18 protein-coding genes are annotated in these 24,514 nt (G+C 57.3%); 8 read left to right on the top strand and 10 right to left on the bottom strand.

Annotated features, from left to right (window positions below; all coding sequences use genetic code 11):
* The first annotated feature begins 58 nt into the window (after window positions 1-58).
* Window positions 59-1,510: a glycoside hydrolase 5 family protein gene (locus EU556_RS03550; protein WP_245327391.1), complete on the top strand. Its 1,452-nt coding sequence runs from the start codon at window positions 59-61 to the stop codon at window positions 1,508-1,510.
* 48 nt (window positions 1,511-1,558) lie between these two features.
* Here the strand turns inward: EU556_RS03550 and EU556_RS03545 are convergent, their stop codons facing one another.
* Window positions 1,559-2,206: an HD domain-containing protein gene (locus EU556_RS03545; protein WP_135431074.1), complete on the bottom strand. Its 648-nt coding sequence runs from the start codon at window positions 2,204-2,206 to the stop codon at window positions 1,559-1,561.
* A gap of 214 nt (window positions 2,207-2,420) precedes the next feature.
* Window positions 2,421-2,855 carry a GNAT family N-acetyltransferase gene (locus EU556_RS03540; protein WP_135431069.1) on the bottom strand — a complete coding sequence of 145 codons (435 nt, stop codon included), beginning with the start codon at window positions 2,853-2,855 and terminating at the stop codon, window positions 2,421-2,423.
* A gap of 146 nt (window positions 2,856-3,001) precedes the next feature.
* On the opposite strand from EU556_RS03540, the gene EU556_RS03535 reads away from it, so the two are divergent.
* Window positions 3,002-4,411: a PQQ-dependent sugar dehydrogenase gene (locus tag EU556_RS03535; RefSeq protein WP_135431067.1), complete on the top strand. Its 1,410-nt coding sequence runs from the start codon at window positions 3,002-3,004 to the stop codon at window positions 4,409-4,411.
* Window positions 4,412-4,515: 104 nt separating this feature from the next.
* Window positions 4,516-4,647, top strand: a complete 132-nt coding sequence (locus EU556_RS26620) for a hypothetical protein (RefSeq protein ID WP_262709628.1) — start codon at window positions 4,516-4,518, stop codon at window positions 4,645-4,647.
* 140 nt (window positions 4,648-4,787) lie between these two features.
* Here the strand turns inward: EU556_RS26620 and EU556_RS03530 are convergent, their stop codons facing one another.
* Entirely contained in the window at window positions 4,788-5,795 is a 1,008-nt protein-coding gene (locus tag EU556_RS03530; protein WP_135431065.1) for a cation diffusion facilitator family transporter, read from the bottom strand.
* A 162-nt stretch (window positions 5,796-5,957) separates the two neighbouring features.
* Between EU556_RS03530 and EU556_RS03525 the strand changes: the two genes are divergently transcribed.
* The 3 genes from EU556_RS03525 (at window position 5,958) to EU556_RS03515 (ending at window position 10,869) form a co-directional block, all read left to right on the top strand.
* Complete coding sequence (locus EU556_RS03525; protein ID WP_135431063.1) at window positions 5,958-7,337, top strand: Nramp family divalent metal transporter; 1,380 nt, start codon at window positions 5,958-5,960, stop codon at window positions 7,335-7,337.
* 140 nt (window positions 7,338-7,477) lie between these two features.
* On the top strand, window positions 7,478-9,952 hold the full coding sequence (locus tag EU556_RS03520; protein ID WP_135431061.1) for a TonB-dependent receptor: 2,475 nt from the start codon (window positions 7,478-7,480) through the stop codon (window positions 9,950-9,952).
* A gap of 56 nt (window positions 9,953-10,008) precedes the next feature.
* Window positions 10,009-10,869 (top strand): transporter, encoded by an 861-nt coding sequence (locus EU556_RS03515; RefSeq protein WP_135431059.1) that lies wholly within the window; start codon window positions 10,009-10,011, stop codon window positions 10,867-10,869.
* Window positions 10,870-10,959: 90 nt separating this feature from the next.
* Here EU556_RS03515 and EU556_RS03510 read toward each other — a convergent pair whose 3' ends face one another.
* The 3 genes from EU556_RS03510 to EU556_RS03500 form a co-directional block, all read right to left on the bottom strand.
* Window positions 10,960-11,331, bottom strand: coding sequence for a hypothetical protein (locus EU556_RS03510; RefSeq protein ID WP_135431057.1), 372 nt, complete (start codon window positions 11,329-11,331; stop codon window positions 10,960-10,962).
* 154 nt (window positions 11,332-11,485) lie between these two features.
* On the bottom strand, window positions 11,486-11,875 hold the full coding sequence (locus EU556_RS03505) for an SPW repeat domain-containing protein (RefSeq protein WP_135431055.1): 390 nt from the start codon (window positions 11,873-11,875) through the stop codon (window positions 11,486-11,488).
* Window positions 11,876-12,064: 189 nt separating this feature from the next.
* A complete protein-coding gene (locus tag EU556_RS03500; RefSeq protein WP_167855434.1) occupies window positions 12,065-14,665 on the bottom strand; it encodes a lamin tail domain-containing protein in 2,601 nt (866 codons plus the stop codon).
* A 168-nt stretch (window positions 14,666-14,833) separates the two neighbouring features.
* Between EU556_RS03500 and EU556_RS03495 the strand changes: the two genes are divergently transcribed.
* On the top strand, window positions 14,834-15,829 hold the full coding sequence (locus EU556_RS03495; protein WP_135431051.1) for an aspartate-semialdehyde dehydrogenase: 996 nt from the start codon (window positions 14,834-14,836) through the stop codon (window positions 15,827-15,829).
* Between the two features lie 423 nt (window positions 15,830-16,252).
* Here the strand turns inward: EU556_RS03495 and EU556_RS03490 are convergent, their stop codons facing one another.
* The 3 genes from EU556_RS03490 to EU556_RS03480 all read right to left on the bottom strand — a co-directional run bounded on the left by EU556_RS03490 (window position 16,253) and on the right by EU556_RS03480 (window position 18,600).
* Window positions 16,253-17,014 carry an alpha/beta fold hydrolase gene (locus EU556_RS03490; RefSeq protein WP_135431049.1) on the bottom strand — a complete coding sequence of 254 codons (762 nt, stop codon included), beginning with the start codon at window positions 17,012-17,014 and terminating at the stop codon, window positions 16,253-16,255.
* Window positions 17,015-17,096: 82 nt separating this feature from the next.
* Window positions 17,097-17,858, bottom strand: a complete 762-nt coding sequence (locus tag EU556_RS03485) for an alpha/beta fold hydrolase (RefSeq protein ID WP_135431047.1) — start codon at window positions 17,856-17,858, stop codon at window positions 17,097-17,099.
* A 193-nt stretch (window positions 17,859-18,051) separates the two neighbouring features.
* Window positions 18,052-18,600, bottom strand: coding sequence for a YceI family protein (locus EU556_RS03480; RefSeq protein WP_135431045.1), 549 nt, complete (start codon window positions 18,598-18,600; stop codon window positions 18,052-18,054).
* Between the two features lie 276 nt (window positions 18,601-18,876).
* On the opposite strand from EU556_RS03480, the gene EU556_RS03475 reads away from it, so the two are divergent.
* Window positions 18,877-22,359 (top strand): PAS domain-containing hybrid sensor histidine kinase/response regulator, encoded by a 3,483-nt coding sequence (locus tag EU556_RS03475; RefSeq protein ID WP_135431043.1) that lies wholly within the window; start codon window positions 18,877-18,879, stop codon window positions 22,357-22,359.
* Between the two features lie 114 nt (window positions 22,360-22,473).
* Here the strand turns inward: EU556_RS03475 and dxs are convergent, their stop codons facing one another.
* Window positions 22,474-24,417, bottom strand: a complete 1,944-nt coding sequence (dxs, locus tag EU556_RS03470; RefSeq protein WP_135431041.1) for a 1-deoxy-D-xylulose-5-phosphate synthase — start codon at window positions 24,415-24,417, stop codon at window positions 22,474-22,476.
* Between the last annotated feature and the right edge of the window lie 97 nt (window positions 24,418-24,514).

Here is a 24,514-nt window from a genome sequence, read left to right as displayed (position 1 = left end):
TAGGTGGCCTACACCCGTACCCGCACCAACTACGCTCTCCGCCTCGTTTGGCCCTGTAATGCAGCCCCTCCCCTCTTTTCAAATAGCTCCTGCCCCAACTCTTTTCACCCAACGTCTGCACTGGATTCAGGTGGCGCCCGCTGCGCCCTACTTCATCACCGACGAAGGGCAGAACTGGACGCCTATTGGCCAGAACGACGCCATCACCTGGCCGGATTTTGCTGGGCTGTTCCGTCGGAAAAATATGGCCGCCGTGGAGGGGCACCTCGCGTGGTTGGCGGCGCACGGCGTAACGTGCTTGCGGTTTATGCTGGAGTACTGCCAAACGGAGAACCGCTACCTGGAACGACCCGTGGGGCGCTTTCAGCCCCATATGGTGCGCCTCTGGGATGATCTGTTTGCTCTCTGCGAGCAATACGGCCTGCGGGTGCTGCTCACTCCTTATGATACGTTCTGGATGTGGAAGCGGTGGCGCCATCACCCCTACAACCAGGTGCACGGTGGCCCGTGTACTCATCATTCGCGGTGGTTGCTCTGCCCCAGCACACTCACGGCCATTAAAAACCGCCTGACGTTTGCCACGGAGCGCTGGGGTGGCAGCGGAGCCCTCTTCGCCTGGGACTTGTGGAATGAGATTCACCCGCGGCATTCCCGGGGTCGCACGGAAGGCTTCTACGACTTTATTGCGGAAATCAGCACGCATCTGCGGGAGGTGGAGACGAGACTATACGGGCGTACTCACTTGCAAACGGTCTCGGTATTCGGGCCCGTGCTAGATGAGCACCCGGCCCTGGCAGATGTCATTTTTCGGCATCCGCAGCTCGACTTTGCTACTTCTCACTTCTACGATGCCGCTACCATAGACCACCCAAAGGATACGGTACGCTCAGCAATCCGTACGGGGGCCCTGGTGCGGGAGGCCCTGGAGCATCAACGGCAACTCGCTCCCTTTTTCGATAGCGAGCATGGCCCCATCCACACGTTCAAAGACCGGCGGCGCACTCTACCAGAAGCCTTCGACGATGAGTATTTCCGGCATATGCAGTGGGCTCACCTGGCCTCCGGCGCGGCGGGCGGTGGTATGCGCTGGCCTAACCGGCACCCGCACGTGCTTACCCACGGCATGCGGGCGGCGCAGCAAAGCTTGGCCTCCTTCACAAAGCTGATCGACTGGTCGCGCTTCCGGCGCCGGAACCTCAACCACGAGTTGCAACTTTCCACACCGGCGTTTGTGGGGTTTGCCTGCGGCGATACAACTCAGGCGGTGGTATGGCTGCTGCGGCAAGACAGCCTCAAGAAGCGCGGCGGCACTATGCTACAACAGGTGCGCCCACTGCCTGTGCAACTTAGTCTGCCGGGGCTGCAGGAAGGCAGTTACCTGGTGCACCTCTGGAACACAACGGCGGGCCACCGTACCGGGCAACTGTTGCTGCAAGCCACCTCTGCCCCGTTGGTTATTGAGATACCCGAAGTGCGCTCAGACATAGCCCTAGCTATAGTGAGAGTGTAGCAGCCCGCAACGAGTCGATACAGATAACTTATCTGTGGGCTTTTGCCATTACACTCCCCCACTTTCCCATGCTTTCAGCTCAGCCCGCAGGTTACGGCGGGCCTGGGCATCGAGCTTGTTGCGAAACAGTGCGGTTTGGTAAAGGACGGGGGCGGTGAGCAGCTTCTCTAGCACCTTACGGCGGCCGCGGCGGTAGAGAAAATCGGGCACGAGACGGTACTCCTGGCGCACTTGGCGGGCATACTGCCAGTAGTCAGCTTCGGCGGCACCCAAGATTTGCAGGTCGGCATCCAAGAAAAAATGCAGGTCGGAGTCGGCGGCGGGCTGAGGCTGGGTGTGGTCGTTGGTGCGCTCAATGAGGTAGGCCACCCGCTGGCGGCGCGCGGGCGAGAGCGTGGAGTGGCCTAGAAACTCGAGGGCTAGCGCGGCACTTCGGGCTTCATTGTCGTCGCGGCGGGTGCTGTACACGGCATCATGAAACCAGATGGCCAGCTGCACCACTTCGGCATCCTGCAGGGTAGCAGCGTGCTGGTCGGTGCAGTCGAGCAAGGCCCGAATGTGGTGCAGGGAGTGGTAGTGGCGGTCGGAGCCCTGGTAGGCCTCGGTGAGCTGCTTGAGCATGGCCGTACGACGCGCTTCTTCCGGGATGAGTGGAGCAGTTAACTGGTGCCAGCGAGCCGGCAAAGTGGTATTCATAACCATAACTATACGGAAGCAACCAAGTGGCGCACTACAGGAAGATACTACCTCAGGTAGGCAGAATAAATTAGATGAGCTTTAGTTTTTTTCATGCAGCAGCCTTCTTTACCCGAAGCGGCTGGCTAACAAACACGTAGGCGTATTACTATATCTGGGTTGGTCTCGCCCGCATGTCGCGGCCCTGGCCGGGGGGTGGTCTAGGCCACTGGTGTTAATTTGCCGTGGGCGTACCGTAGGGGTTAGGCCGCCGAATTTCCAGGTAGCGCTCGGGGGCAGTCAGGTCCTGGAAGCCGAACTGCCGGTAGAGCCCGTGGGCATCGAGGGTAGCCAGCAGATAGCGGCGCAGGCCCTGCAGCTCGGGGTGAGCCCAGATTTCGGCCTGCAGCTGCTTGCCGATGCCCTGCCCCTGAAACGCAGGCAGCACAAACACGTCGCAGAGCCATGCGAAAGTGGCTTTATCGGTAACGACGCGAGCGTAGGCCACCTGCTCGCCGGTTGGGGAGTACACCCCAAAATTCAGGGAATTGGCAATGGCCCGCTGCACTGTTTCCAGCGGAATGCCCTGCGCCCAGTATGACTCCTGGGACAGGTAGCGGTGAATGACCTCGACGTTGAGCTGGGCAGGGTTGGTACTGATGGTAAACATGTACGGAAGCAGGCAAAACCAGTGGCCTAGGATTGAGGGAGCTAGGAGCCGGCAAGGTACGGCCGGAAAAGGTGCGGCCACCTCATCCATAGAAGAGAATAATTCGTTCATCGAGAAACTTCTACACGTTTAGCAAGCCTCTGACTATGAAAGCTCTGTACGCATTATCCATTACCAGCCTCTTACTAGCTGGTGCCACCAGCGGCCACACGCAAACCCTGCCGGTGCTTACTACCTTTCCCGTAGGCACCGCTACGGTTACGGTTTCGGCGTTGAGCACTGGCCTACAGGTACCGTGGGAGCTGGTGTGGGGGCCCGATAATTTCATCTGGATGACGGAGCGCGGAGGCCGCATTAGCCGCGTAAACCCGAGCACGGGCGCCGTTACGCCCCTCATTACGCTTAGCGACGTGGTAACCAGCTCAGAAGGTGGCCTACTGGGCATGGCGCTCCACCCTGATTTTGCAACCTCGCCCTATGTGTATGTGGTGTACAACTACAACGACAATGGCTACAAGGAGAAGCTGGTGCGCCTGACGTATGCCAATGGCACGCTGGGCAGCCCGCTGGTGCTGCTGGGCAACATTCCGGCCGTGAGCACCCACAGTGGCTCGCGCCTGCTCATTATGCCCGACCGCACCCTGCTTATGACCACCGGCGACGCTCAGGACCGGCCCGCCGCCCAAAACCGCGCTTCCCTGAACGGCAAGATTCTGCGCCTAAACCTCGATGGCAGCATCCCGAGTGATAACCCAGTGACAGGCAACGCCAGCTACACCTTTGGGCACCGCAACCCGCAAGGCTTGGTGCGAGCCGCCAACGGGCTACTCTATAGCTCAGAGCATGGCGAGAATGCCGAGGACGAAGTAAACATCATTGAGCCCAACCGCAACTATGGGTGGCCTACGGTGGAGGGCCTCTGCAACCTCAGCGCCGAACAGGCCTACTGCACCGCCAACAACGTGCGGGAGCCCATTTACACCTGGGCGCCTACCGTGGGCGTAGCCGCTCTTACGTACTACGACCACCCTGCCATTCCGGGCTGGCGCAACAGCTTGCTGGCTGCCACCCTGCGCGGCAACAAGCTCACCCAAATTCCGCTTACTGCGGCGGGTACGGCCACGGCCGGAGCAGGCGAGTCCAGCCTGACCTCCTTCGGGCGACTCCGAGCCATTTGCGTGTCGCCGCAGGGGCGCGTGTACGTGGGCACCAGCAACCGCGACGGCCGCGGTGCCCCCGCTGCTACCGATGACCGCATTCTGGTACTGGAGAACCTGGCCTACGTAGCCACGCCCACCACAACTGCCCGGACGCAAGCTCTAGGCCTGTGGCCCAACCCTGCCACCAATAGCGTAACCCTACGCCTGCCCGCCCCCGCTACTACAGCGCTGCCCACAGAGCTACGCGACGCCCTGGGCCGGGTGGTACTTACCAGTCGATTTGCGGCGGGGCAGTCGGCGCTAGATGTGTCGGTGGCGGAGCTGCGGCCGGGGTTGTATTCGGCTAGCGTGCTTACTCCTACTGGCAGTTTTACGCAGCGCCTGGTGGTGGAATAGCCATGAAGCGGCCTAGAGCCCAGCGCCGCAACCTGAGCCGGAACGCCAACTCTTCGCGTCCGTATGGGAAGAACAAGCTGTTTTCCACATCTACCTTCTTTCCAATGCTTCCTCCTTTTCTCAAACGCCGCGAGCGTACAAGCGGCTCCGAGCCGGAGTCCAACAAATGGATTTGGTACGTTTTCGGACTGATGACGCTGTTGTGGCTGCTTTACTCCTGGTTTTTCGATAAGTAGCCAGCTAGTACTACTATAGAATGACTACTTTCTCAGCCAGCAGAAGCTACCTATTAAAAAAAGGAGCGAGGAACCCGAGTGTGGCCTAGTGGCCAACCAGATTCCTCGCTCCCGCTTTATATAACCTCACCGCAGAGTTGCTAGGCCTGTTCCTCTTCTTCTAAGAGCAGCTGATGGCGCTCGTTTTTTACGGTGTTAGCCAGGGTCCAGGGTATTTCCTGGCTGAAGGGGTGCTGTCGCACGGGGCAGTCGGGCATGTGGCAGTGCGAGCAGGCTGCGAAGGTGCATGGGTCGGCGTGCACAAACATTTCTACCTCCACCTCAAACTTGCTGGCCACAAACTCCTCAATGCGGTGCACCTGGCCATGGGTTTCGTCGAGAGTGAAGTAATAGGGCATGGTCACATGGCAGTCTACGTGCAAATCGGCGCCGTAGCGCAGCACGCGTAGGTTGTGCACATCAATCCAAGACGGCTGGCGGTGGGCCTGCAACTCAGCAATCACCTGTTTTACCGTTTTCACATCCGACTCGTCCATGAGCCCCCCAATGGAGCGCCGCAGCATGCGGTAGCCATTCACCACAATAAATACACCCAGCACCAAGGCAGCGCCGGAGTCGAACAGTACGTTGTCAGTGAATAGCACCAGGAGTAGTGCCGCGCATGACACCAAGGTGCTTACGGAGTCCATGTAGAGGTGCTGCCCATCTCCTACCAGCGCCACGGAGTTGTGCTGCTTGCCCGCGCGCACGAGCAGGAAGCCCACCACCAAGTTCACCAAGGCCGTAAAGGCCAACAGAGCCATACCCCAGTCGGGCCGCTCCACTGCGTGCGGATTCAGTAAGGAGAGAATGGCAGTGCGAAAAATATACACGCCTGCGGTCAGAATCAGGGCACCCTCAAACCCGATAGACAGGTACTCAATCTTGCCGTGGCCATACGGATGGTTTTCATCCTTGGGCAGGCTGGCCAGGTAGATGCTATAGAGCGCAAACCCGCTGGTGACTACGTTGATGATGGACTCCAGCGCATCGGTAAGCACGGCCTGAGAGCGGGTGAGTAGGTAGGCGTAGAATTTAATTGCCACCAACACTACACTGACTACCAACGATAGTAGCCCGTAGCGCGTTTTGAGGGGAAGTGAAGCCATGAGTACGTAACTGTGGAGCGAACAACAAAATTCAGGTAAAAAACCTGGTAGGCTACTGCGGACAAAACTTTTTAAAACAAACGCAGTAATTAACCTGTCTTAAAAATAAATTTAGACTACCCTAAAATCTGTTACTTTGTGACTTCAAGTACCTCTGACTCTATGCCTCCAGCCATACAAACTCCTCCCGTTGTTACTCCTTCCGAAGCGGATGTGCAGGCCGCTACCGGCTGGCGCCGGGCCCGGAAGCAAAACTCATTGGCCGAGGTGTACGCCTCTATTCGGGTGCCCGCGCAGAGTGCGTCGTTCTGGCGCAAGCTGCTAGCATTTTGGGGGCCGGGGCTTATGGTGGCGGTAGGCTACATGGACCCCGGCAACTGGGCTACCGACATTGAAGGCGGCTCGCGTTTCGGCTATACGCTGCTTTCGGTCATTCTGATTTCCAATTTGTTTGCCATGCTGCTTCAGCACTTGGCCGCCAAGCTGGGCATCGTAACGGGCCGCGACCTGGCCCAGGCGTGCCGCGACCATTATTCGGCGCCGGTAGCCAAGGTGCTGTGGTTGCTGTGTGAGGTAGCCATTGCCGCCTGCGACCTAGCGGAAGTTATCGGCTCAGCCATTGCCCTAAACCTGTTGTTTGGGCTCCCGCTGACCTGGGGTGTATCCATTACCATTCTAGATGTGCTGGTGGTCTTGTTCTTCCAGAGCAAGGGGTTCCGGGTGCTGGAAAGCATTGTGGCGGGCCTGCTGACGGTGGTGTTTGGGTGCTTTCTCTACGAAATCATCATCTCGAAGCCCGATTGGTTTGGCATTGTGGGTGGCCTAGTGCCCCAACCTCAGATCGTAACCACCCCTAAGATGCTGTACATCGCCATCGGTATTCTGGGGGCTACCGTTATGCCGCACAACCTGTACCTGCACTCCAGCATTGTGCAAACCCGGGCCTTCACCCAAGATGAGCCGGGCAAGCGCATGGCCATCAAGTTTGCTACTATTGACAGCACGGTGGCGCTGTTTCTGGCCTTCTTTGTGAATGCAGCTATTCTGGTAACCTCGGCGGCAGCATTTCACCGCAACGGACACCAAGACATTGCCGACATTGCCGATGCCCATAAGCTCCTGGCGCCCGTACTGGGGGCCAGTGCCGCCTCCATTCTGTTTGCAGTAGCTCTGCTGGCCTCAGGTCAAACCTCTACGCTCACCGGCACTCTAGCTGGTCAGATTGTGATGGAAGGCTTCCTGGATCTGAAGCTCAAGCCCTGGGTGCGCCGCCTAATTACGCGCGGTATTGCCGTAGTGCCAGCCTTCATAGTAGCCTGGCTGTACGGGGAGAAAGGCACGGGTGAGCTACTGGTTCTCAGCCAAGTGATTCTGTCGTTTCAACTCAGCTTTGCCGTTATTCCACTCGTGCTCTTTACGGGCAGCAAAGCCAAAATGGGCGTGTTCGTAAACAAGCCCTGGCTGCAAACGGCAGCGTGGAGCGTGTCGGGCATTATCGTGCTGCTGAACTGCTACCTACTGTTCCAGACCTTCTTCAGGTAAACCAAAAGCGCTGCTATAGGCCTAGGCCAAGCAGCGCTTTTTTGGCTTTTCGCTTTTAGACTACTCTAAATTTTTATTTAACCCGGTTTAAACGCAGTAACGGCGGTCTATCGGCTGCTTCTACTCACGGCACTTGTTTTATGAAACACACTCTTACTCTGTTGCTTGCCTTGCTCCTTAGTGGTAGCAACCAGTGGGCGCTGGCCCAGTCTACGGGTAGTATTAGGGGGCAGGTACTGGCCGAGGGTAAGCCGCTAGAGTTGGCTACGGTGGTACTATCTGGCAGCGGCATGGGTACGGCCACTGATGCCCAAGGCCGCTATGAACTGCAGCAAGTGTCGGCGGGCAGTCAGGAACTAGTCATTTCAAGTATCGGATTCCAAAGTCAGCGGCAGCGCCTGACGGTAGTGGCCGGCCAAACTCACGCCCTGAATGCGCAGCTTACTCCAACCCCAGCGGCCTTGCAGGAAGTGGTGGTAACGGGGGTTTCCAGGGCTACAGAGCTGCGCAAGAGCCCTGTGCCCATTGCCGTGCTCAGCCGCCGGGAGGTGCACCTCAATGGCAGCAACAACGTGATTGATGCCGCCGTGAAAGGCGTGCCGGGCTTGAGCGCCGTAACCACTGGCCCCAATATTTCCAAGCCTTTCATCAGGGGACTGGGTTATAACCGAGTGCTCACGCTCTACAACGGGTTGCGCCAAGAGGGCCAGCAGTGGGGCGATGAGCACGGCATCGAAATAGACCAGTACGACATCGACCGAATTGAGGTAGTGAAGGGCCCAGCCAGCCTAATTTACGGCTCCGATGCGGTGGCCGGCGTTATCAATATGCTGCCGCGCTTGCCTAACGGGCCCGCCGGCGAGCTACACGGCGACGCCCTGACGGAATATCAAACGAACAATAACCTCATTGGCACCTCGCTAGGCCTGCACTACAACCGCAACGGCTGGCAGTACGCGGCGCGGGGCTCATACCGGCTGGCACAGGCCTACCGCAATGCCCTAGAAGGTCGCGTATACGGCACGGCTTTCCGGGAACTGAACCTAACGGCCATGGCCGGGCTGGAGAAAACCTGGGGTTCGACCCAACTCTACACCACTCTCTACGACAACCTGCAGGAAATTCCCGATGGCAGCCGTGACTCTCTGAGCCGGCGCTTCACGCGGCAGATATTTGATGGGGAGCTGGATGATATCAAGCAGCGCCCTATAGTTGCAGATGCTGACTTGGCCACGTACCGCATCAACCCGCTGCACCAGCACATTCAGCACTACCGCCTGCTTAGCCGGACGCGCCTAAAGTTGGGGACCGGAGAACTGCACGCGCTGCTGGGGGCACAGCAAAATATCCGCCGCGAGTATAACCACCCCACTGCTCCTGCGCAGGCTGGCCTAGCCGTGGCCCTTAACACCTACAACTACGACTTACGCTACGCCGCTCCTGCCTGGCAGGGCATAGAGACAACGCTGGGCCTAAACGGCATGTACCAGACTAATACGAACCGTAACGCCACCGACTTCCCCATTCCCGACTATTCCCTGTTTGACGTTGGGGGTTACCTCTACCTGAAGAAAACCTTTGGCAAGCTCGATCTTTCGGGCGGCCTCCGCTATGATACGCGGGTGCTGCGGTGGGCTGATTTTTACGTAGGCGAGAACCCGGCCACCGGCTTTCCACAGCAGGTGGGTGCCGGCAGTGGCCTAGCGCCGCAGTTCCCGGCTTTTCGGGGTACGTACCGCGGCCTGTCGGCCAGTATAGGCGCCACCTATAACTTGTCAGACCGGCTGCTGCTGCGCGCCAACGTAGCGCGGGGCTACCGGGCGCCCAACATCACGGAGGTTGGTTCCAATGGCCTCGACCCGGGCGCCCACATTGTGTACCTGGGCAACCGTAGTTTCGGGCCCGAGTTTAGCCTACAGCAAGACCTCGGACTGAGCGCCTACCTGCCCGATGCCGAGCTGAGCGCCAGCATCTTCAATAACTCCATCGACAACTACATTTACCAAGCCCGCCTGAATGGCCCCGATGGGCAACCCGTGGTGCTGGTGCCGGGCAACGCTACGTATCAGTATCAGCAAGGCCGGGCCCGCCTCTATGGGGCCGAGGCCACCGTGAATCTGCACCCGCGGGCCTTACCCAGCTTGCTGTTTAGCAACAGCCTGGCCTACGTAACGGGCCTCAACCGCGAGGCCCAACTGCTGGAGGCCAATGGCAGCGCGGCCAAATACCTACCCCTGATACCACCGCTCCGCACGCGCTCGGAGGTGCGCCTCACCCGGGAGCACCCCTGGGGCCGCTTGCTACACCCCTACGTGCGGGCCGTGCTCGACTACAATGCGCCGCAAAACCGCTTTTACGCCGTAGATAACACCGAGACGCGCACGGCGGGCTACGCATTGCTGGGGCTGGGAGCAGGGACTGGCCTAGCCAGCGGCCCCGAGAAGCGCGAGTGGCTTCAGTTTTTTCTCCAGCTGGATAATGCCCTCAATACCACGTATCAGTCGCACCTTAACCGCCTGAAGTACTTTGAGTACTATGCCGCTTCGCCGACCGGCCGGCGAGGCATCTACAATCAGGGGCGGAACCTGAGTCTCAAAATAACCATGGTTTTCTAGGCTTCTTTTCGGGCGTTTGCGTAGGGGCGGATTACACCCCCTACTCCTCTCCCCTCATGTTTACACGCTACTCAGTTTTGTGGCTCTTGGGTGCGCTTGCCCCGTTGCAACTAGCTGCCCAAGACCTTAAAAAGTCGTCGCCTTACGACTCGGCTCACTTCGACCTATTCCATCCGGTGCCACGCAACCAACTCCGGGAGCTGCGCCCCGACCGACCCGGCGTTACGGAAAGCCCCTTCACGGTAGATGCTGGGCACTTTCAATTGGAAACGGACGCTGTACGCCTGATTAACTCCCGCGAAGACACGATGCGCAGCCGCGACTTTCACGTGGCCTACGCAGTAGCTAAAATGGGCCTAACGCACCGCACCGACCTGCAGGTGGAGGTGCCACTCTACAGCATTGGCAAGGAGCGCGGTGAACATCAGTCGGAGTGGAACAAGAGCCGCGGGTTTGGCGACTTGGCCATTCGGGTGAAGCACAACTTCCTCGGCGATGATCAGGAAAGCCCCGTTGCCATGTCGGTAGTGGCCTACACCCGCCTGCCCACCAGCAAACAGGCCCGCAACGGCGCCATTGAAGGAGGTCTGATTCTGCCCGTCAACATCATGCTGCCGCACAAGTGGAACCTGGATGTGCAAATAGAGTCTGACCTAAATTACGACTCGGAGCAGCGTAATCATTACCTGCGCATGATGCCTTCTGTGGCCATCGACCATGAGTTTAGCGACTTATTCAGCTTTCTGGTGGAAGGCGTAACGCAGTGGGATGCTGAGCACTCGGGCTGGCGTTCTTCCATCAATGTGGCGCCCATCTTTTCCATCAACAAAAACCTGCAGGCCGACTTTGGCGCGCACTTAGCCTTGAGCAAAGAAATGGATCGGGAGTTCTTCGTGGGCTTCACGTTCCGGCGCTAGGCCACTATATCGTTATATAACACGGCCCCGGCTTCCAGTGAATGGAGGCCGGGGCCGTGTTGTAATTGTAGGCTGCCTATGGGTGACCGGTTATTGATCCGTCATGAGGCTGCGGGTATGGGCTTTCCAGTCGGTGAGAAACCACGTAATCACTGATACCAGGCCTAGTACCCAAAACAGGTTGCGCTCGGAGCTACCGGCCGGAAAGTTGAATAGCAGCGGAGCCGCCAGCAAGGCAATGCCCGTGAGCAAATCGAGCCAGCCGTGAATAGGAAACGGAATTACCTTAAACAAGCCCAGCTTGAAGTCGGTAAGTAAGGTGATAAGCAAATAGCCGCCGGCCAGCACGAAGCAAGCGGTATCAACGGCCGGGTTTAGCTCAAACATGATGGGCGCCATAGTGAGCACCGTGATAAAGGTTATATCGACTACGCCGTGCGCGGCCGGAGACAGGACTTTCATACGCTACTGAGTTTTTGAGGGTGGAACTCTACCTGTAAATACGGCCCCTGCAGAACAAGGATACGGCTGACCTTCCGGCAGTTAGAAGCAAAATCACAAAAAACCCCGTAGCGGCGGCCACGGGGTTTTCTCGCTTGTGCGGGCCAGTTACGGCTTAGTGATGCGGCATCATGTTGTTGTGCGTCCGGGTATGAGTATCGGCGCGCCAGTCGGTCAGCATCCACGAGCCCAAGAACACCACACCCATAATCATGAAGAAGTTACGGGCCACGGTATTATCGTCGTGAAAACCAAAGATGAATGGGGCCGCCAGCAGGGCTAGGCCACTCACTAGCTCTAGGCCACCGTGCATGGGGAACGGGATGAGGCGCATGACACCCAGGGGGAAGTCAGTGGCCAGCGTAATCAGCAAGTATCCAGCAGCCAGTACGTAACAGGCGGTGGCATAGGGGCCGTCGAAGTTGAACAGCGTGGGCGCCAGGGCAAATAAGGCAATGGTCCCGTAATCAAGCATGCCGTGCATGCGAGGTGAAATGACTTTCATAGCTAGATGGTGTTAGAGAGAACGAACACCCTTGCTTACGCCCCTGAAAACTAAAGGATATAGCTGAGCTGCAGCTTTTTGCCACAACACAGCCTGCTAACCACCTGCTACTCACGCTGCCCATGCCTGCACAACGGGGCACACCTTGCGCCTAAGCAGTGGCTTACGTTGTCACTTATTGCCTGCTTGTCAGAAGCGGGCTCCTACTACTACGGTATTGCGATACTCGCGCTTTTCGCCGCCATTGGCCCTGAATAGCTCCACGAGCAGCACGTAGTAGCCCACAGCAGCTTTCTGATTCTGATCGGTGAGCCCGTCCCAGCGCCAAAAGCCTTTCGTGGCCCAGGTTTCGTTGCGCACCAACCGACGCACTAGGTGGCCCTGGGCATCGTAAATAGTTACCGAGCCAGTGTAGCCGGGGCCATCAAGCTGGTAGCTGAGCGTGGTAAAGTCCTGCTGGCCGTCGTCATCGGGCGTGAACAGCTCGGGCTCCAGGGTCAGAACACCCGCGCCGGTGGGGTCAGTCTGCTGCTGAGAATTTGGGCGGCCTGGGCTAGCGTACCCCACACTGCTGGCCGCGGAGTGGAAATTCACGGGTAGGCTCGGCCCCGTAGCTCTAATTCGCTCCAACGACACCCCATCTCGCGAGTCAAGCAAAGCCAAGTGCTGCTTTTCGGTGTACGCATACCGGTCAAGCTCCTTCCCCAGCGCATCGGCCACTGCTACTAGGCCAGCATCATCGGGATAAGAAGGCAGCGCAGTCATGGTCAAAAACGCCGCGGGGTCGTGGGTTGGATAGTGGGCCCGCACCACCTCAGGTTGAGTAGTCAGTACTACCAGTTGTCCGGGGCTGAGCAGCCACGCCTCCGAGGTAACGGTTTCCCAGGCCAATGACCCATCCGTTTTCTGCCCGCCCAGCTGCCATCCCCGCATATCCAGATAGTTAGCAGAGCGGTTGAGCAACTCCACAAAATCAACTCCCCCGGAGCGCGGGTTAAACAGAACCTCGTTCACAACTACATCGCCTGGGCTCACCGGCACGGGCAACGCAAAGGTGGCCGAAGTAGCAGGTCCCGCCGCGTTGCCAGCACAGTCGGTAGCTCGCTGCACGGTTACCGTCAGCGGCTGATTGGCCAGGAGTGCACTACCCAGGGTGAGGTCTACTACCCTAAAATCAGGACCCACGGGAGCGGCCCGCGTAATGGCCGTGCCGGTGCTGAGCGCGTACAGGGCCGGCGTGGCGGCCGCCATACTATCCAGTTTCTCGCCAAAATACAGCCGCACCGCCGTAGCCGATACTGCCAGGGCCCGCAGGAGCTTGGGCGCTTCCCGGTCGGGGTTGGCAAGCTGCACCGAGTTGCGCCGGCCAGGGGTACCGCCGCTGGGGTCGAGGCTGGCGGCCCAGTTATCAGCACCCCCGCAGGGGTTGGCCGGGTCATGCATTTCCAGCGTCCAGCCGCCGTCTTTCTTGCGAGTATCCTTATACCACGTGTCGGAGTAGCTTACCTCGAACAGGGTACGGCCATCTTTGCCGCGCAGCACCAGCTGGTCGGCGGCATTGCTGAGGCTGGGAAAATTCGTTAGGCCAAATACTTTACCGTAAGCTCCAAACTGCGCGGTGCGGGTGCTGCCGCATACCACGGCATACTCACCGGGCAGCAGCACTGCGCCGGCCGGAAATACAGCGGCGGTAGTACTACCAGGTTTCTGGAGGCGCACACCCGCCAGGTCTAGCAACGCAGTAGCCGAAGGGTTATAAATTTCTATAAACTCCGAAGCGGGTAGCCCTACCGCCGGAGTTTCGTCGGCCATAATTTCGGTAATGAGCACCTGATTGAGCTTCGGGGCTACCGGAAAACCGTTGTTCTGGACGGTAGCCACCAGTGGCCCCGGTGCCCCATTGCCAAATTGGTCGGCTACGTTGCGGGCCTCCACGGTTATGGTGCCCAACGGTAGGTCGGTAGCAAAGGTCAGGTGCACCAGCGTTGGGTCGGTAGCATCACGCTGGGCCGAGGTGGGCGCTAGGCCAGTCGTTAGCCGATAATTACTCACCACCTGGCCTACCGCTACGGTTTCATTGAAAACCAGATCTAGCTGTTGCGCGGCGGGTACGCTAGCCTTTACCAGTACCGGCGGCGTGGTATCCATCACCCGGAAATCATCGAAGTAAAACGCCTTGCTGTTGGTTGCGGAGTAGGTGGCTACTACTCCGCAGTAAGCGCTACGCTGGTAGGTGGCGTCGGAGGCAGTGCCCTCACTTGCGTAGGCCACTCCGCCGGTCAGGTCGTGCTCCAACGTCCACTGGTGTTGCACGCTGCGTGTCACTCGCACCCGCACCACATTGTTATTCGTTGATTTCAGCGTCCCGTCGGCGCCATTCACCACATACACGAGGCTGCCCGTGGCATCCTTGCGGAACAGGGCCACCTCATCGGGCGTACCACCCAGGCGCACAAAGTAGCCCTTAGTGCCGGTAGCCGTCAGATCGGCTTGGTCGGCCATCAGCCACACATCGGTGTAGTTGCCGCTGCTGGTTGCTAGTTTCAGGTTAGCCCAAAACTCCCAGGTGGTGCCCGTAGTAGCCGTGCAGGGCGTAACCAGTTGCAGCACGGTGCCAGTGGTGGCAGGGCCGTTGATTTGCAGCTGCTGGGCCGCATTCACCTGGAAAGAAGCCACGTCGCCGGTCCAGGTGGGGTTTTGCGTAAAGTTGCCATCGGCAAACGTATCCTGAAGCTGCGCTGCAGCCGGAGCCGCGCTTAGCAGCAGCGGCAGGAGTAACCAATTTTTCACCAAGAATAGACTGAGTAGCTTATGCATTGGGAGAATAGCCCGCTTCTGCGGCCCATAGCTGCTCAACAGACTACGGGAAAGTGCCAGAAGCTTGGTATTCTATAATCAGGAAGGAAATATAACCAGAAATTCGCGCCGTACATTTGCAGCCGTAAAACACCTAAACTCATGAAAGTAGCCGTAGTAGGTGCCACCGGCCTGGTCGGGGGCGAAATGCTGAAAGTCTTGGCCGAGCGCAATTTCCCGGTCACCGAACTCCTGCCCGTGGCTTCCGAGAAATCGGTAGGCCAGGAGATTGAATTTCAGGGGAAGAAATACAAAGTAGTAAGCATGGACGATGCCATTGCGGCCCGTCCGGCAGTGGCTATTTTTTCGGCTGGCGGCTCTATCTCCAAAGAGCAGGCCCCACGTTTCGCCGAAGTGGGTACCGTGGTAATCGACAACTCCTCGGCCTGGCGCATGGACCCCACCAAGAAGCTGGTAGTACCTGAAATAAACGCGAAAGAACTAACCGCGGAAGATAAAATCATTGCCAATCCCAACTGCTCTACTATTCAGATGGTGGTGGCGCTCAACAAGCTGCACGAGGCCTACAAAGTGCAGCGCATTGTGGTGAGCACCTATCAGAGTGTAACGGGTACCGGCAAAAAAGCCGTTGACCAGCTGATGCAGGAGCGCGCCGGCGGCGAAATCACCAGCCAGGCCTATCCCCACCCCATCGACCTGAACGTGCTGCCTCACATTGATGTGTTCGAGGACAACGGCTACACCAAGGAAGAGATGAAGATGGTGAAGGAGACCAAGAAAATTATGGGCGATGAGAACATCCGCGTAACGGCCACCACTGTGCGCATTCCGGTGGTAGGCGGCCACTCCGAGGCCCTGAACGTGGAGTTTGAGCAGGAGTTTGAGTTGGAAGATGTGTACCGCATCCTGCGCGAAACCGAAGGCGTGGAAGTAGTAGACAACCCCAGCCAGAACCAGTATCCCATGCCTAAGGATGCCCATGGCCGCGACGCCGTGCTGGTCGGCCGCCTGCGCCGCGACGAAACCCAACCCCGCACTCTCAACATGTGGGTAGTAGCCGACAACCTGCGCAAGGGAGCCGCTACCAACGCCGTGCAGATTGCCGAAAAAATGCTGCAGATGGGTTTGCTTAGCTAGTGAGCCTGATCTGGTTTCTCATAGGGAGCTGAGCAACGCCTCTTGCTATTTACGTCAGCAGAGAGGCGTTGCTCAGCTCCCTATGTCGTTTTTGGCTCAGGTAGCATTCCTTTACAGCTTATTTACCCCACTATAGTTAGTATCTTTTATATGAATCTCAAGCTCTACGCGCCCGCCGTTTTACTGCTTCTAGGCCAGGGAGGCCACGCCTAAAGTGCAAGGCCGGCTGCTCCTGGCAGCAGCGCGGTGCTCGACCAAGAGGCTATGCGCGTAGTGAAAGCACAAAAAATTGTAGCCCCGGCCATGCTGCAAGGCAAGCCCGTGAAAGTCTTTCTCACGTTGCCCATGACTTTTTCAATCGTTGGCAACAACAGCTTCAAGCAGAGCCTCTATACAAGGTAATCTCTTGGCTTACTGAGCTTTTTACTTGCTGCCGAATACCAGTTCTGCGAAGCCCTGAATGGCTTTACGGGTGTCTGTAGGCCTCTCCAGAAACCCTACGTGGCCTACCTTGGCCAGCCACAACACGGTGCAATGATCGGGCAGGAGGCTCTCTTCGTGGGTTTTCTCCAGTGGCACCGCTTTATCGTCTTTGCCTGCAATGAATAGCACTGGATAAGTAGCTTGCTCCAATACTGCTCGTCGGTCGGGGCGGTGCCCGATGGCCTCTAGGCCACCTACTGCTGTCTCTACGCTTACCGACGCGCCAATACGTTGTAGCAGGGCCACTTCATTGCTCATGGACTCGCGTTGAGCCGCGGAGAACTGTGGCTTCAGGAACTCCGCCGTAAAAGCTTCTACCCCGTGCTGCTCCAAAAACTCCCGGTTGCGCTGCCGTCGCTGCGCATCCTCTTCTGAGTCGGGCAGCGACGAAGAATGAAACAAGCACAATCCTGCCACTTGAGCCGGAAACTTTTCCGCAAACGCCAGCGCTACGTATCCGCCCATGCTGTGGCCTACCAGCAGTACTTGGTGTACCCCTTTCTCCCGAAGATACTGGTGCACGTATTCGGCTCCTGCCTCCAAGGAATAGTCGGTTACTGCTGCTGGCTCAGGGCCATACCCCGGCAGGTTGGGCCTAAGCGTCTGGTAGTGCGGTGGAAAATCGCGCAGAAAATCTTCCCAGATTTCATTGCTTTCCAGAAACCCGTGCAGAAATACCAACGTGGGGGGAGTAATGCTCATAATGCCACCGAAAAAGTGTCACTCAATACGAGTGCGTCTCGGTGAGCTGTACGCGCCAGCTTAGTACCCCGTTAAGACTCAGCTACTCATCATGCCCTAAGAATACCTGTTCGGCAAAGCTTAGCATTGCCCGGCGTGTGGCTTCCGGTTTTTCTAAGTAGCCGAGGTGGCCTACGTCGGCCAGAAATAGCGCGTGGCTTTGCGCTGGTAGCGCCAACTGGGGCAGCAAGCTGTCAATTGTTACCGCCACATCCTCTTTGCCCCCGATGAAGAGCACGGGGAAGGTAGCGGCGCGAAGTACGTCTGTGCGGTCGGGACGGTTTTTCATGGCCTCTAGGCCACCTAGCACGGTAGCTTCGGGCGTAGCTTTACCAATGTCTTCCAGGAATTCCTGCGCCTGCTGCAGCCGGTCGCGGTTGGCAGGGGCAAACAGCGGCCGGATGAAGGAGTCCATAAACTTCTGCACTCCATGCCGCCGCACAAAGTCCTGGTTTTTGTCGCGGTTGGCTTTCTTCTCCTCCGTATCGGGCAGGGCAGTAGAATGAAAAAGCACTAGGCCACTGATTAGCTCCGGATGCGCCTCGGCCAGAGCCAGCGCCACATAGCCGCCCATACTATGGCCCACCACTACGGCTTTGTCAACCGCTTCCTCCCGTAATTGCTCGGCCACGTAGCGGGCCTGCGCATCCATGGTGTAGTCCTGAATGTGGTGCACGTTGGTGCCGTGGCCTAGCAGGTCTAACATCAATACCCGGTACTGGGGAAGAAAAGGCTGGGTAAACTCTTGCCAGATAGCGCTGGACTCGGCGAAACCATGAAGAAATACGATGGCTGGCTGTGGCATTTTACTTAGCTACGGGTTGGTTACCGCCAAATGTAAAACATCTGGTAAAAGCACTCCATGCACCGTGTTCTCCATAGAGTATAACCCTTTTTGAAAGCCTTATAGCAGGTCACTTGGTAGCATATCCTTCACATGCAAAACGCCAGCAGCCTGAGGCCACTGGCGTTTCAGAATGACTTATGACAGGTGTGGTCTAGGCCACTACTTCTTGAGCCTGTTTCACCAGCTGCACGCTAGCGGAGAGCTTCACCTCGTCGCCGAGCACGATAGAGCCGGCTTCGGTTACGGCGTGGAAAGTCAGGCCGAATTCCTTGCGGTTGATTTTGCCGGTTATTTCAAAGCCCGCCTTCTCATTGCCATAGAAGTCGGTAGCCGTGCCCCCATACTCTACATTCAGCGTTACGGGCTTGGTTACGTCTTTCACGGTTAAGTTGCCGGTCAGTTTGTACTCATCATCCTCTACTTTAGTGAGCGAGGTAGAGGTAAACGTGATTTGCGGGTAGGCTGCAACATCAAAAAAGTCGTTGTTGCGCAGGTGCTCATCGCGCTGCTCCTGGTTGGTGTCGATGCTGTTTACGTCCAGGGCAAAAGAAATTTGGGCGCCTTCAAAGCTGTCGTTCTCCGTTACTGCCTGCCCTTCAAACTTCTTAAAGGAGCCCGTAACCGTCGAAATTACCAGGTGCTTGATCTTAAACTGTACTTCTGAGTGCGTGGGGTCGATAACCCAAGTGGTAGTAGCCATGAGGCGGGTAAATTAGAAGTGACGTGTGCGTGTAGAATTGAGCGGTGAAGCAGCGAAGCATGCATCAGCGTATTGCGATGCAAATATACAGATTCATGCGTCAATCAATGTACATACATCAATTATTTTTCTCGTTTAGTTCCCGCTCTCTAGTCTGTATGGGTTCATTTGGTACTGCTAGCACATGAGCTGGCTTGGCGATAGTGTCGGTAATTACTAACTTTCTTGACTATAACATTAGCGTAATGTCGCTACTCACTTCCCATTTGATGTTCTGTGAAGTCAACGACTGTCAGCTCTCTGCCTGAAATTGAGAAACCCGACCTTACTTTACTGGAAGCCGTCTTTGATGCCGTAGTTCTAGTATCGGCCGAGGGCGAACTTACCTGGGTTAACACTGGCTTTGAGCAACTTACTGGCTTCTACAACTTTGCACAGATGCCTGATCTGTTGCTGAGAGCCTTGGTAGCAGGTGGCACCAGCCCCACACAATTCCGGGAGCAGTTGCAGGCGGATTCTCCTCTTCGGGTGGAGGTACCATTGCCGTGTGCCAACGGGCAGCGCTTGTGGGTGCACTTAAAACTGCAGCCCTACGGTACTACTGGCACCTATTTGGGGTTACTAGAAGATATCACCACACGCCATCAGACTGCTTTGGAGCAGGAAGAGCGTTTCCGTTACCACACGGAACACGTGCCGGGGGTGTTATTTCAATGGCGCCAAAGCAACATTGGTCCGTCGGGGCTCACTTATATAAGCCCTCAGCTCGGCTCCATCTTCGGCATGACGCCCGAGCAAGCCAACCGGTTGATGGACTTTGTGCACCCCACCGACCGCGCGCAGTGGGACGAATCGTTGCAGCGCACGCGCCTTGACAATTCAGAATGGCTGTTTGAAGGGCGCTTGTTGATACCCGGGCAGCCCATGCGGTGGTGCCGAGGGAAAGCGCAGCTAACCTGCTCTACCCCCGAAGGCCGCTTGTACAGTGGCCTACTTACCGACATAACTGCTCTTAAGCAGGCTGAAAACACGGTACAGGAAAACGAGCAGCGCTGGCGCTTGGCCATGGAGCGGTTTGGCGACGGTGCCTGGGAATTCAACTACCGCACCGGCGAAGAGTATTTCTCTAACGCCTACTACGAAATGCTGGGGTACGCCGACTCCGGGGCGGAAGCAATGCCGAATACCTGGATGCACCACGTGCACCCCGATGACCACGACCCAAGCCTGGAAGCAGCCGGGGCCTACCTACGGGGAGAAGTACCTATATACTCCGTAGAGCGCCGCTTGCGTTGCCGTAATGGCCAGTACAAGTGGGTGCTGGCCCGGGGGCTGATTACCCAGCACGATGAGCAGGGCCAGCCCCTGATTATGACGGGCGTCCACACAGATATTTCAGCTTTCAAGCAGGCTGTTTCGGCCCTGGAAGCCAGCACGCTGCGCTTTTCTACCACTATTGCCAACTTTCAAGAAGGCATTATGCTGGAAGATGAGCATCAGCGCGTGATGCTAGCAAATGACGCACTATGCCGCATTTTTGCCTTAGACATAACGCCAGATCAGCTTATTGGCTACGATACCAGCTCATTGAGCCAAAGTATTAAACACCACTTCCGCCAGCCGGAAGTATTTGTGGAGCGCTACGAAACCATAGTGCACGCGCGAGAGCTGGTTACGGCGGAGCTGTTTGAGCTGGCCGACGGACGCACAGCCCAAGGCGACTTTGTGCCCATTTTTGAGGCGGAGCGCTACATTGGGCACCTGTGGAAGTTTCAGGACATTACGGAGCGCAAGAACAGCGAAGATGCCCTGCGGCGCCGCGAGGAGAAATACCGAGGCATAATTGAGAATATGAATCTAGGCCTGGTGGAAATGGACCTGGATAATCGGGTGTTGTTCACCAACCAAACGTTCTGCGACACCACAGGCTACTGCGGCAATGAGCTTGGCGATGAGCACATGATGGCCGAAATACTCAGTGCCGAAGAGCTCACCAAAATGCACGAGCGCAACGATTTGCGTATGCAAGGTGTGTCGGAGACGTATGAGCTGCCCATCATCACGAAAGATGGACAGGCAAAGTGGCTGTTGGTGAGTGCTGCCCCGCTTTACAACGATGCTCGCCAGACGTACGGAAGCATTGGGATTTTTCTCGACATCACGCACCAGAAGCAACTGGAAAGCCATCTGCGCAAAGCTAAAGAGCAGGCAGAGGAATCGGCGAGGGCGAAGGAGCTATTTCTGGCGAACATGAGCCACGAAATCCGGACGCCTATGAACGCTATTCTGGGCATGGGCCAGCTACTGGCCAAAACGCCTCTCACCGAGGATCAGCACACCTATCTGCGAGCTATTGCTACTTCCGGCGAAAACCTGCTAGTAATTCTGAACGATATCCTCGACCTGTCGAAAATTGGAGCCAGCCAGTTGCTCATTGAGAACATTGGGTTCAGCATGACGGGCTTGCTTCACCAGATTGAGAAGAGCCTGCACTTTAAGGCTGAGGAAAAAGGGCTCACCTTCCATACTCAGGCCGATGAGCGAATTCCGGCAGTACTGCTCGGCGACCCGTACCGCATTACGCAGGTGCTGCTAAACCTAGCCGGTAACTCCGTGAAATTCACCGAGAAGGGTTCCGTTACGGTTTCCTGCACGCTGGAGCACGCCGAAGACGATTACGTCGACCTGCGCTTTCTGGTAGCTGATACTGGCATTGGCATTGATGCCGAATACCTAGAAGATATTTTCAAGGAGTTCAGCCAGGAAGACTCTTCCGTTACGCGGCGGTTTGGCGGTACTGGCCTAGGCCTCAGCATCAGCCGGCAGCTAGTGCACCTGATGGGGGGCGAAATCAGTATTGACAGCCAGAAGCACGAAGGCACGCACAGTTACTTTACGCTACGCCTGCCCGTGGGCACCCCAGCTGATTTGCCACAGAAAACGCTGGTTACGCCTGGCATTCGGGAGCAACTGCGCAATCAGCGCATCCTATTGGTGGAAGACAACAACTTCAACCGTCAGATTGCCAAAGGCTTCCTGCGTAATGCCGGGCTAGAAGTAGTAGAAGCCGAAAACGGAGCTATAGCCGTAGAGCTAATCCACCAACAGTCCTTTGCGGCCGTGCTCATGGACGTGCAAATGCCCATTATGAATGGCCTAGAAGCCACGGCTTATCTGCGCCAGGAGCTGAACTTCACCACGCCCATCATTGCGCTTACCGCCAATGCCATTAAAGGGGAGCGGGAAAAGTGTCTGGAAGCCGGCATGAACGACTATCTGCCCAAGCCATTCCAGGAAGACGACCTCCTGAAGATGCTGTGCCGCTGGATTTTGCCCGAAGCTGCTCAGGAAGCCCTCTTAACCGTTGCTCCTACCGACACGGCTCCTGAAGACGCTGCTCCCCAGCCTTTCTACAACCTGGATATTGTGCGCAAGATTGGGCAAGATGATGCCTCGTTCACCGTCCTGATGCTGGAATCGTTTATCGAGGGCTGCACGGAGGCAGTGCAGGAGCTGCAAGCTGCCAATGCCACCCAAGACGTAGTTGCACTGCGCGCCGCCACTCACAAGCTTAAGCCTAGCCTGGAGCACCTGCAGGTCAACCGCCTTCTGCCCCTCATCACCACCCTAGATTCCTGGCACGCCGCCTTTGATGCCACCATCATCCCGAGCATGGTCGCCGAAGCCACCAAGCTTCTGCAGCAGCTCATAGAGCAGATGACCCAAGAGCTGCACACACTACGGGCGGAGCTGGAGTAAGCTGCTAGGCCACTGCTTTACACAGCCTGATGAAACTGTCAGGCTGGATAACACCAAAAAGCCCCGCCGGATAGTTCCAGCGGGGCTTTTTGTTTTTACTACTGGCCTAGCGGCTTACAGCAACACTGTTTCTGACGGGACTGAGGCTACTACTTTGCCGGCCATTTCGCGGAGGGCGGCGGCAATGCCGTCGGCGTCGAAGCCGCACTCTTTGTAGAGTTCGTCCTGGGTGCCGTGCTCCACAATGCGGTCGGGGATGCCGAGGCGCTTAACGGGGAGGCTGTAGCCGTGGTCGGCAAGGAACTCCAGCACGGCGGCGCCAAAGCCACCGGGCAAGCAGCCGTCCTCTACGGTTACAATGGCTTTGTACTGGCGGGCAATGTTGTGCAGCATCTCCTCATCGAGAGGTTTGCAGAAGCGCATATCGTAGTGGCCGGGGTTGAGGCCTTCCGCCAGCAACTTTTGGGTGGCCTTCACGGCGTAGTTGCCGATGTGGCCGATGCTAAGTACCGCTACGCCTTCGCCCTCGCGCACCACGCGGCCCGTACCGATGGTGAGCTTCTTGAGGGGCTTGCGCCACTCCGGCATCACGCCTTCACCACGGGGGTAACGGATGCTGAAGGGGCCCGCGTTTTCAGGCAGGGTAGCCGTGTACATGAGGTTGCGCAGCTCCTCCTCGTTCATGGGCGCCGACACAACCATGTTGGGGATGCAGCGCATGTAGGCCAAGTCGTAGCAGCCGTGGTGGGTGGGGCCATCGGCGCCGGCAAAACCGGCGCGGTCGAGGCAGAATACCACGTGCAGGTTTTGCAGGGCTACGTCGTGCACCACCTGGTCGTAGGCGCGCTGCATAAAGGACGAGTAGATGTTGCAGAACGGCACCAAGCCCTGCGTAGCTAGGCCAGCGGAGAAGGTTACGGCGTGCTGCTCGGCAATGCCCACGTCGAAAGCGCGGTCGGGCATGGCCTTCATCATGATGTTCAGCGACGAGCCGGAGGGCATGGCCGGCGTCACACCCATGATTTTGTCGTTCTGCTCGGCTAGCTCTACCAGCGTTTCGCCAAATACATCCTGGTACTTAGGCGGCTGGGGCGTGGAGTAGGTTTTCTTATGGATTTCGCCGGTAACCTTATCGAACAGACCCGGGGCGTGCCACAGCGTCTGGTCTTTCTCAGCCAGCGCGTAGCCTTTGCCCTTCACCGTTACGCAGTGCAGGAGCTTGGGCCCGGGAATGCTCTTGAGGTCGTTGAGGATGGTAGCGAGATGCTGCACATCATGGCCATCCACAGGGCCGAAGTAGCGGAAGTTCAGTGCCTCGAACAGGTTGCCTTGCTTCAGCAGCGTGGCCTTCATGGCTTGCTCAACGCGGCGAGCAATCTGCTGGGGGTTGGGGCCGAACTTCGAGAGCTTGCCCAGCACATTCCATAGCTCATCACGCACCTTATTATAGGTGCGAGAAGTGGTGATATCAGTTAGGTATTCCTTGAGCGCGCCCACGTTGGGGTCAATGCTCATGCAGTTATCGTTGAGGATAACCAGCAGGTTGGACTTTTCTACCCCAGCGTGGTTGAGGGCTTCAAAGGCCATACCGGCCGTCATGGCCCCATCGCCGATTACGGCAATGTGCTGACGGTTGAACTCTCCTTTATAGTCAGAAGCTACGGCCATGCCCAGCGCGGCACCAATACTGGTGCTGCTGTGGCCTACGCCAAAGGCATCGTACTCACTTTCGCTGCGCTTAGGGAAGCCCGACATGCCGTTGTAGCGGCGGTTGGTTGGGAACCGGTCGCGGCGGCCGGTGAGGATCTTATGGCCATAGGCCTGGTGGCCTACATCCCACACCAACTGGTCGTAGGGCGTGTTGAAGACATAATGTAGCGCTACTGTCAGCTCTACTACGCCCAGGGATGCCCCGAAGTGGCCCCCATAAATGGAAACTGAATCGATAATAAATTGTCGTAACTCCTGGCTCAGCTGCACCAGTTGGTCCGGACTGAGCTTTTTCAGGTCGTCGGGCGAGTCAATAGCCGCCAGCAATTCACCAGGTTCGACAATCATAGGGGCAAGAGCAAGAGGGAGATATATAGCAGTTCAACAGTAAGGGTATGTAAAAGGTTAACATCTAGCCAACCCCAACTGCGTACAACAGGCAAAG

Source organism: Hymenobacter fodinae (assembly GCF_004745825.1).
Classification (GTDB): Bacteria; Bacteroidota; Bacteroidia; order Cytophagales; family Hymenobacteraceae; genus Hymenobacter; species Hymenobacter fodinae.
Note: the sequence above shows the minus strand (reverse complement) of the source record. Positions and strands in the feature narration are given on the sequence as shown.

What these genes read in the sequence shown, in the direction of transcription:
- dxs (WP_135431041.1), bottom strand. Translation starts at nt 24,417, where the DNA reads ATGATTGTCGAACCTGGTGAATTGCTGGCGGCTATTGACTCGCCCGAC.
- EU556_RS03485 (WP_135431047.1), bottom strand. Translation starts at nt 17,858, where the DNA reads ATGCCACAGCCAGCCATCGTATTTCTTCATGGTTTCGCCGAGTCCAGC.
- EU556_RS03490 (WP_135431049.1), bottom strand. Translation starts at nt 17,014, where the DNA reads ATGAGCATTACTCCCCCCACGTTGGTATTTCTGCACGGGTTTCTGGAA.
- EU556_RS03515 (WP_135431059.1), top strand. Translation starts at nt 10,009, where the DNA reads ATGTTTACACGCTACTCAGTTTTGTGGCTCTTGGGTGCGCTTGCCCCG.
- EU556_RS03510 (WP_135431057.1), bottom strand. Translation starts at nt 11,331, where the DNA reads ATGAAAGTCCTGTCTCCGGCCGCGCACGGCGTAGTCGATATAACCTTT.
- EU556_RS03545 (WP_135431074.1), bottom strand. Translation starts at nt 2,206, where the DNA reads ATGAATACCACTTTGCCGGCTCGCTGGCACCAGTTAACTGCTCCACTC.
- EU556_RS03495 (WP_135431051.1), top strand. Translation starts at nt 14,834, where the DNA reads ATGAAAGTAGCCGTAGTAGGTGCCACCGGCCTGGTCGGGGGCGAAATG.
- EU556_RS03535 (WP_135431067.1), top strand. Translation starts at nt 3,002, where the DNA reads ATGAAAGCTCTGTACGCATTATCCATTACCAGCCTCTTACTAGCTGGT.
- EU556_RS03550 (WP_245327391.1), top strand. Translation starts at nt 59, where the DNA reads ATGCAGCCCCTCCCCTCTTTTCAAATAGCTCCTGCCCCAACTCTTTTC.
- EU556_RS03520 (WP_135431061.1), top strand. Translation starts at nt 7,478, where the DNA reads ATGAAACACACTCTTACTCTGTTGCTTGCCTTGCTCCTTAGTGGTAGC.
- EU556_RS03505 (WP_135431055.1), bottom strand. Translation starts at nt 11,875, where the DNA reads ATGAAAGTCATTTCACCTCGCATGCACGGCATGCTTGATTACGGGACC.
- EU556_RS03525 (WP_135431063.1), top strand. Translation starts at nt 5,958, where the DNA reads ATGCCTCCAGCCATACAAACTCCTCCCGTTGTTACTCCTTCCGAAGCG.
- EU556_RS26620 (WP_262709628.1), top strand. Translation starts at nt 4,516, where the DNA reads ATGCTTCCTCCTTTTCTCAAACGCCGCGAGCGTACAAGCGGCTCCGAG.
- EU556_RS03530 (WP_135431065.1), bottom strand. Translation starts at nt 5,795, where the DNA reads ATGGCTTCACTTCCCCTCAAAACGCGCTACGGGCTACTATCGTTGGTA.
- EU556_RS03480 (WP_135431045.1), bottom strand. Translation starts at nt 18,600, where the DNA reads ATGGCTACTACCACTTGGGTTATCGACCCCACGCACTCAGAAGTACAG.
- EU556_RS03540 (WP_135431069.1), bottom strand. Translation starts at nt 2,855, where the DNA reads ATGTTTACCATCAGTACCAACCCTGCCCAGCTCAACGTCGAGGTCATT.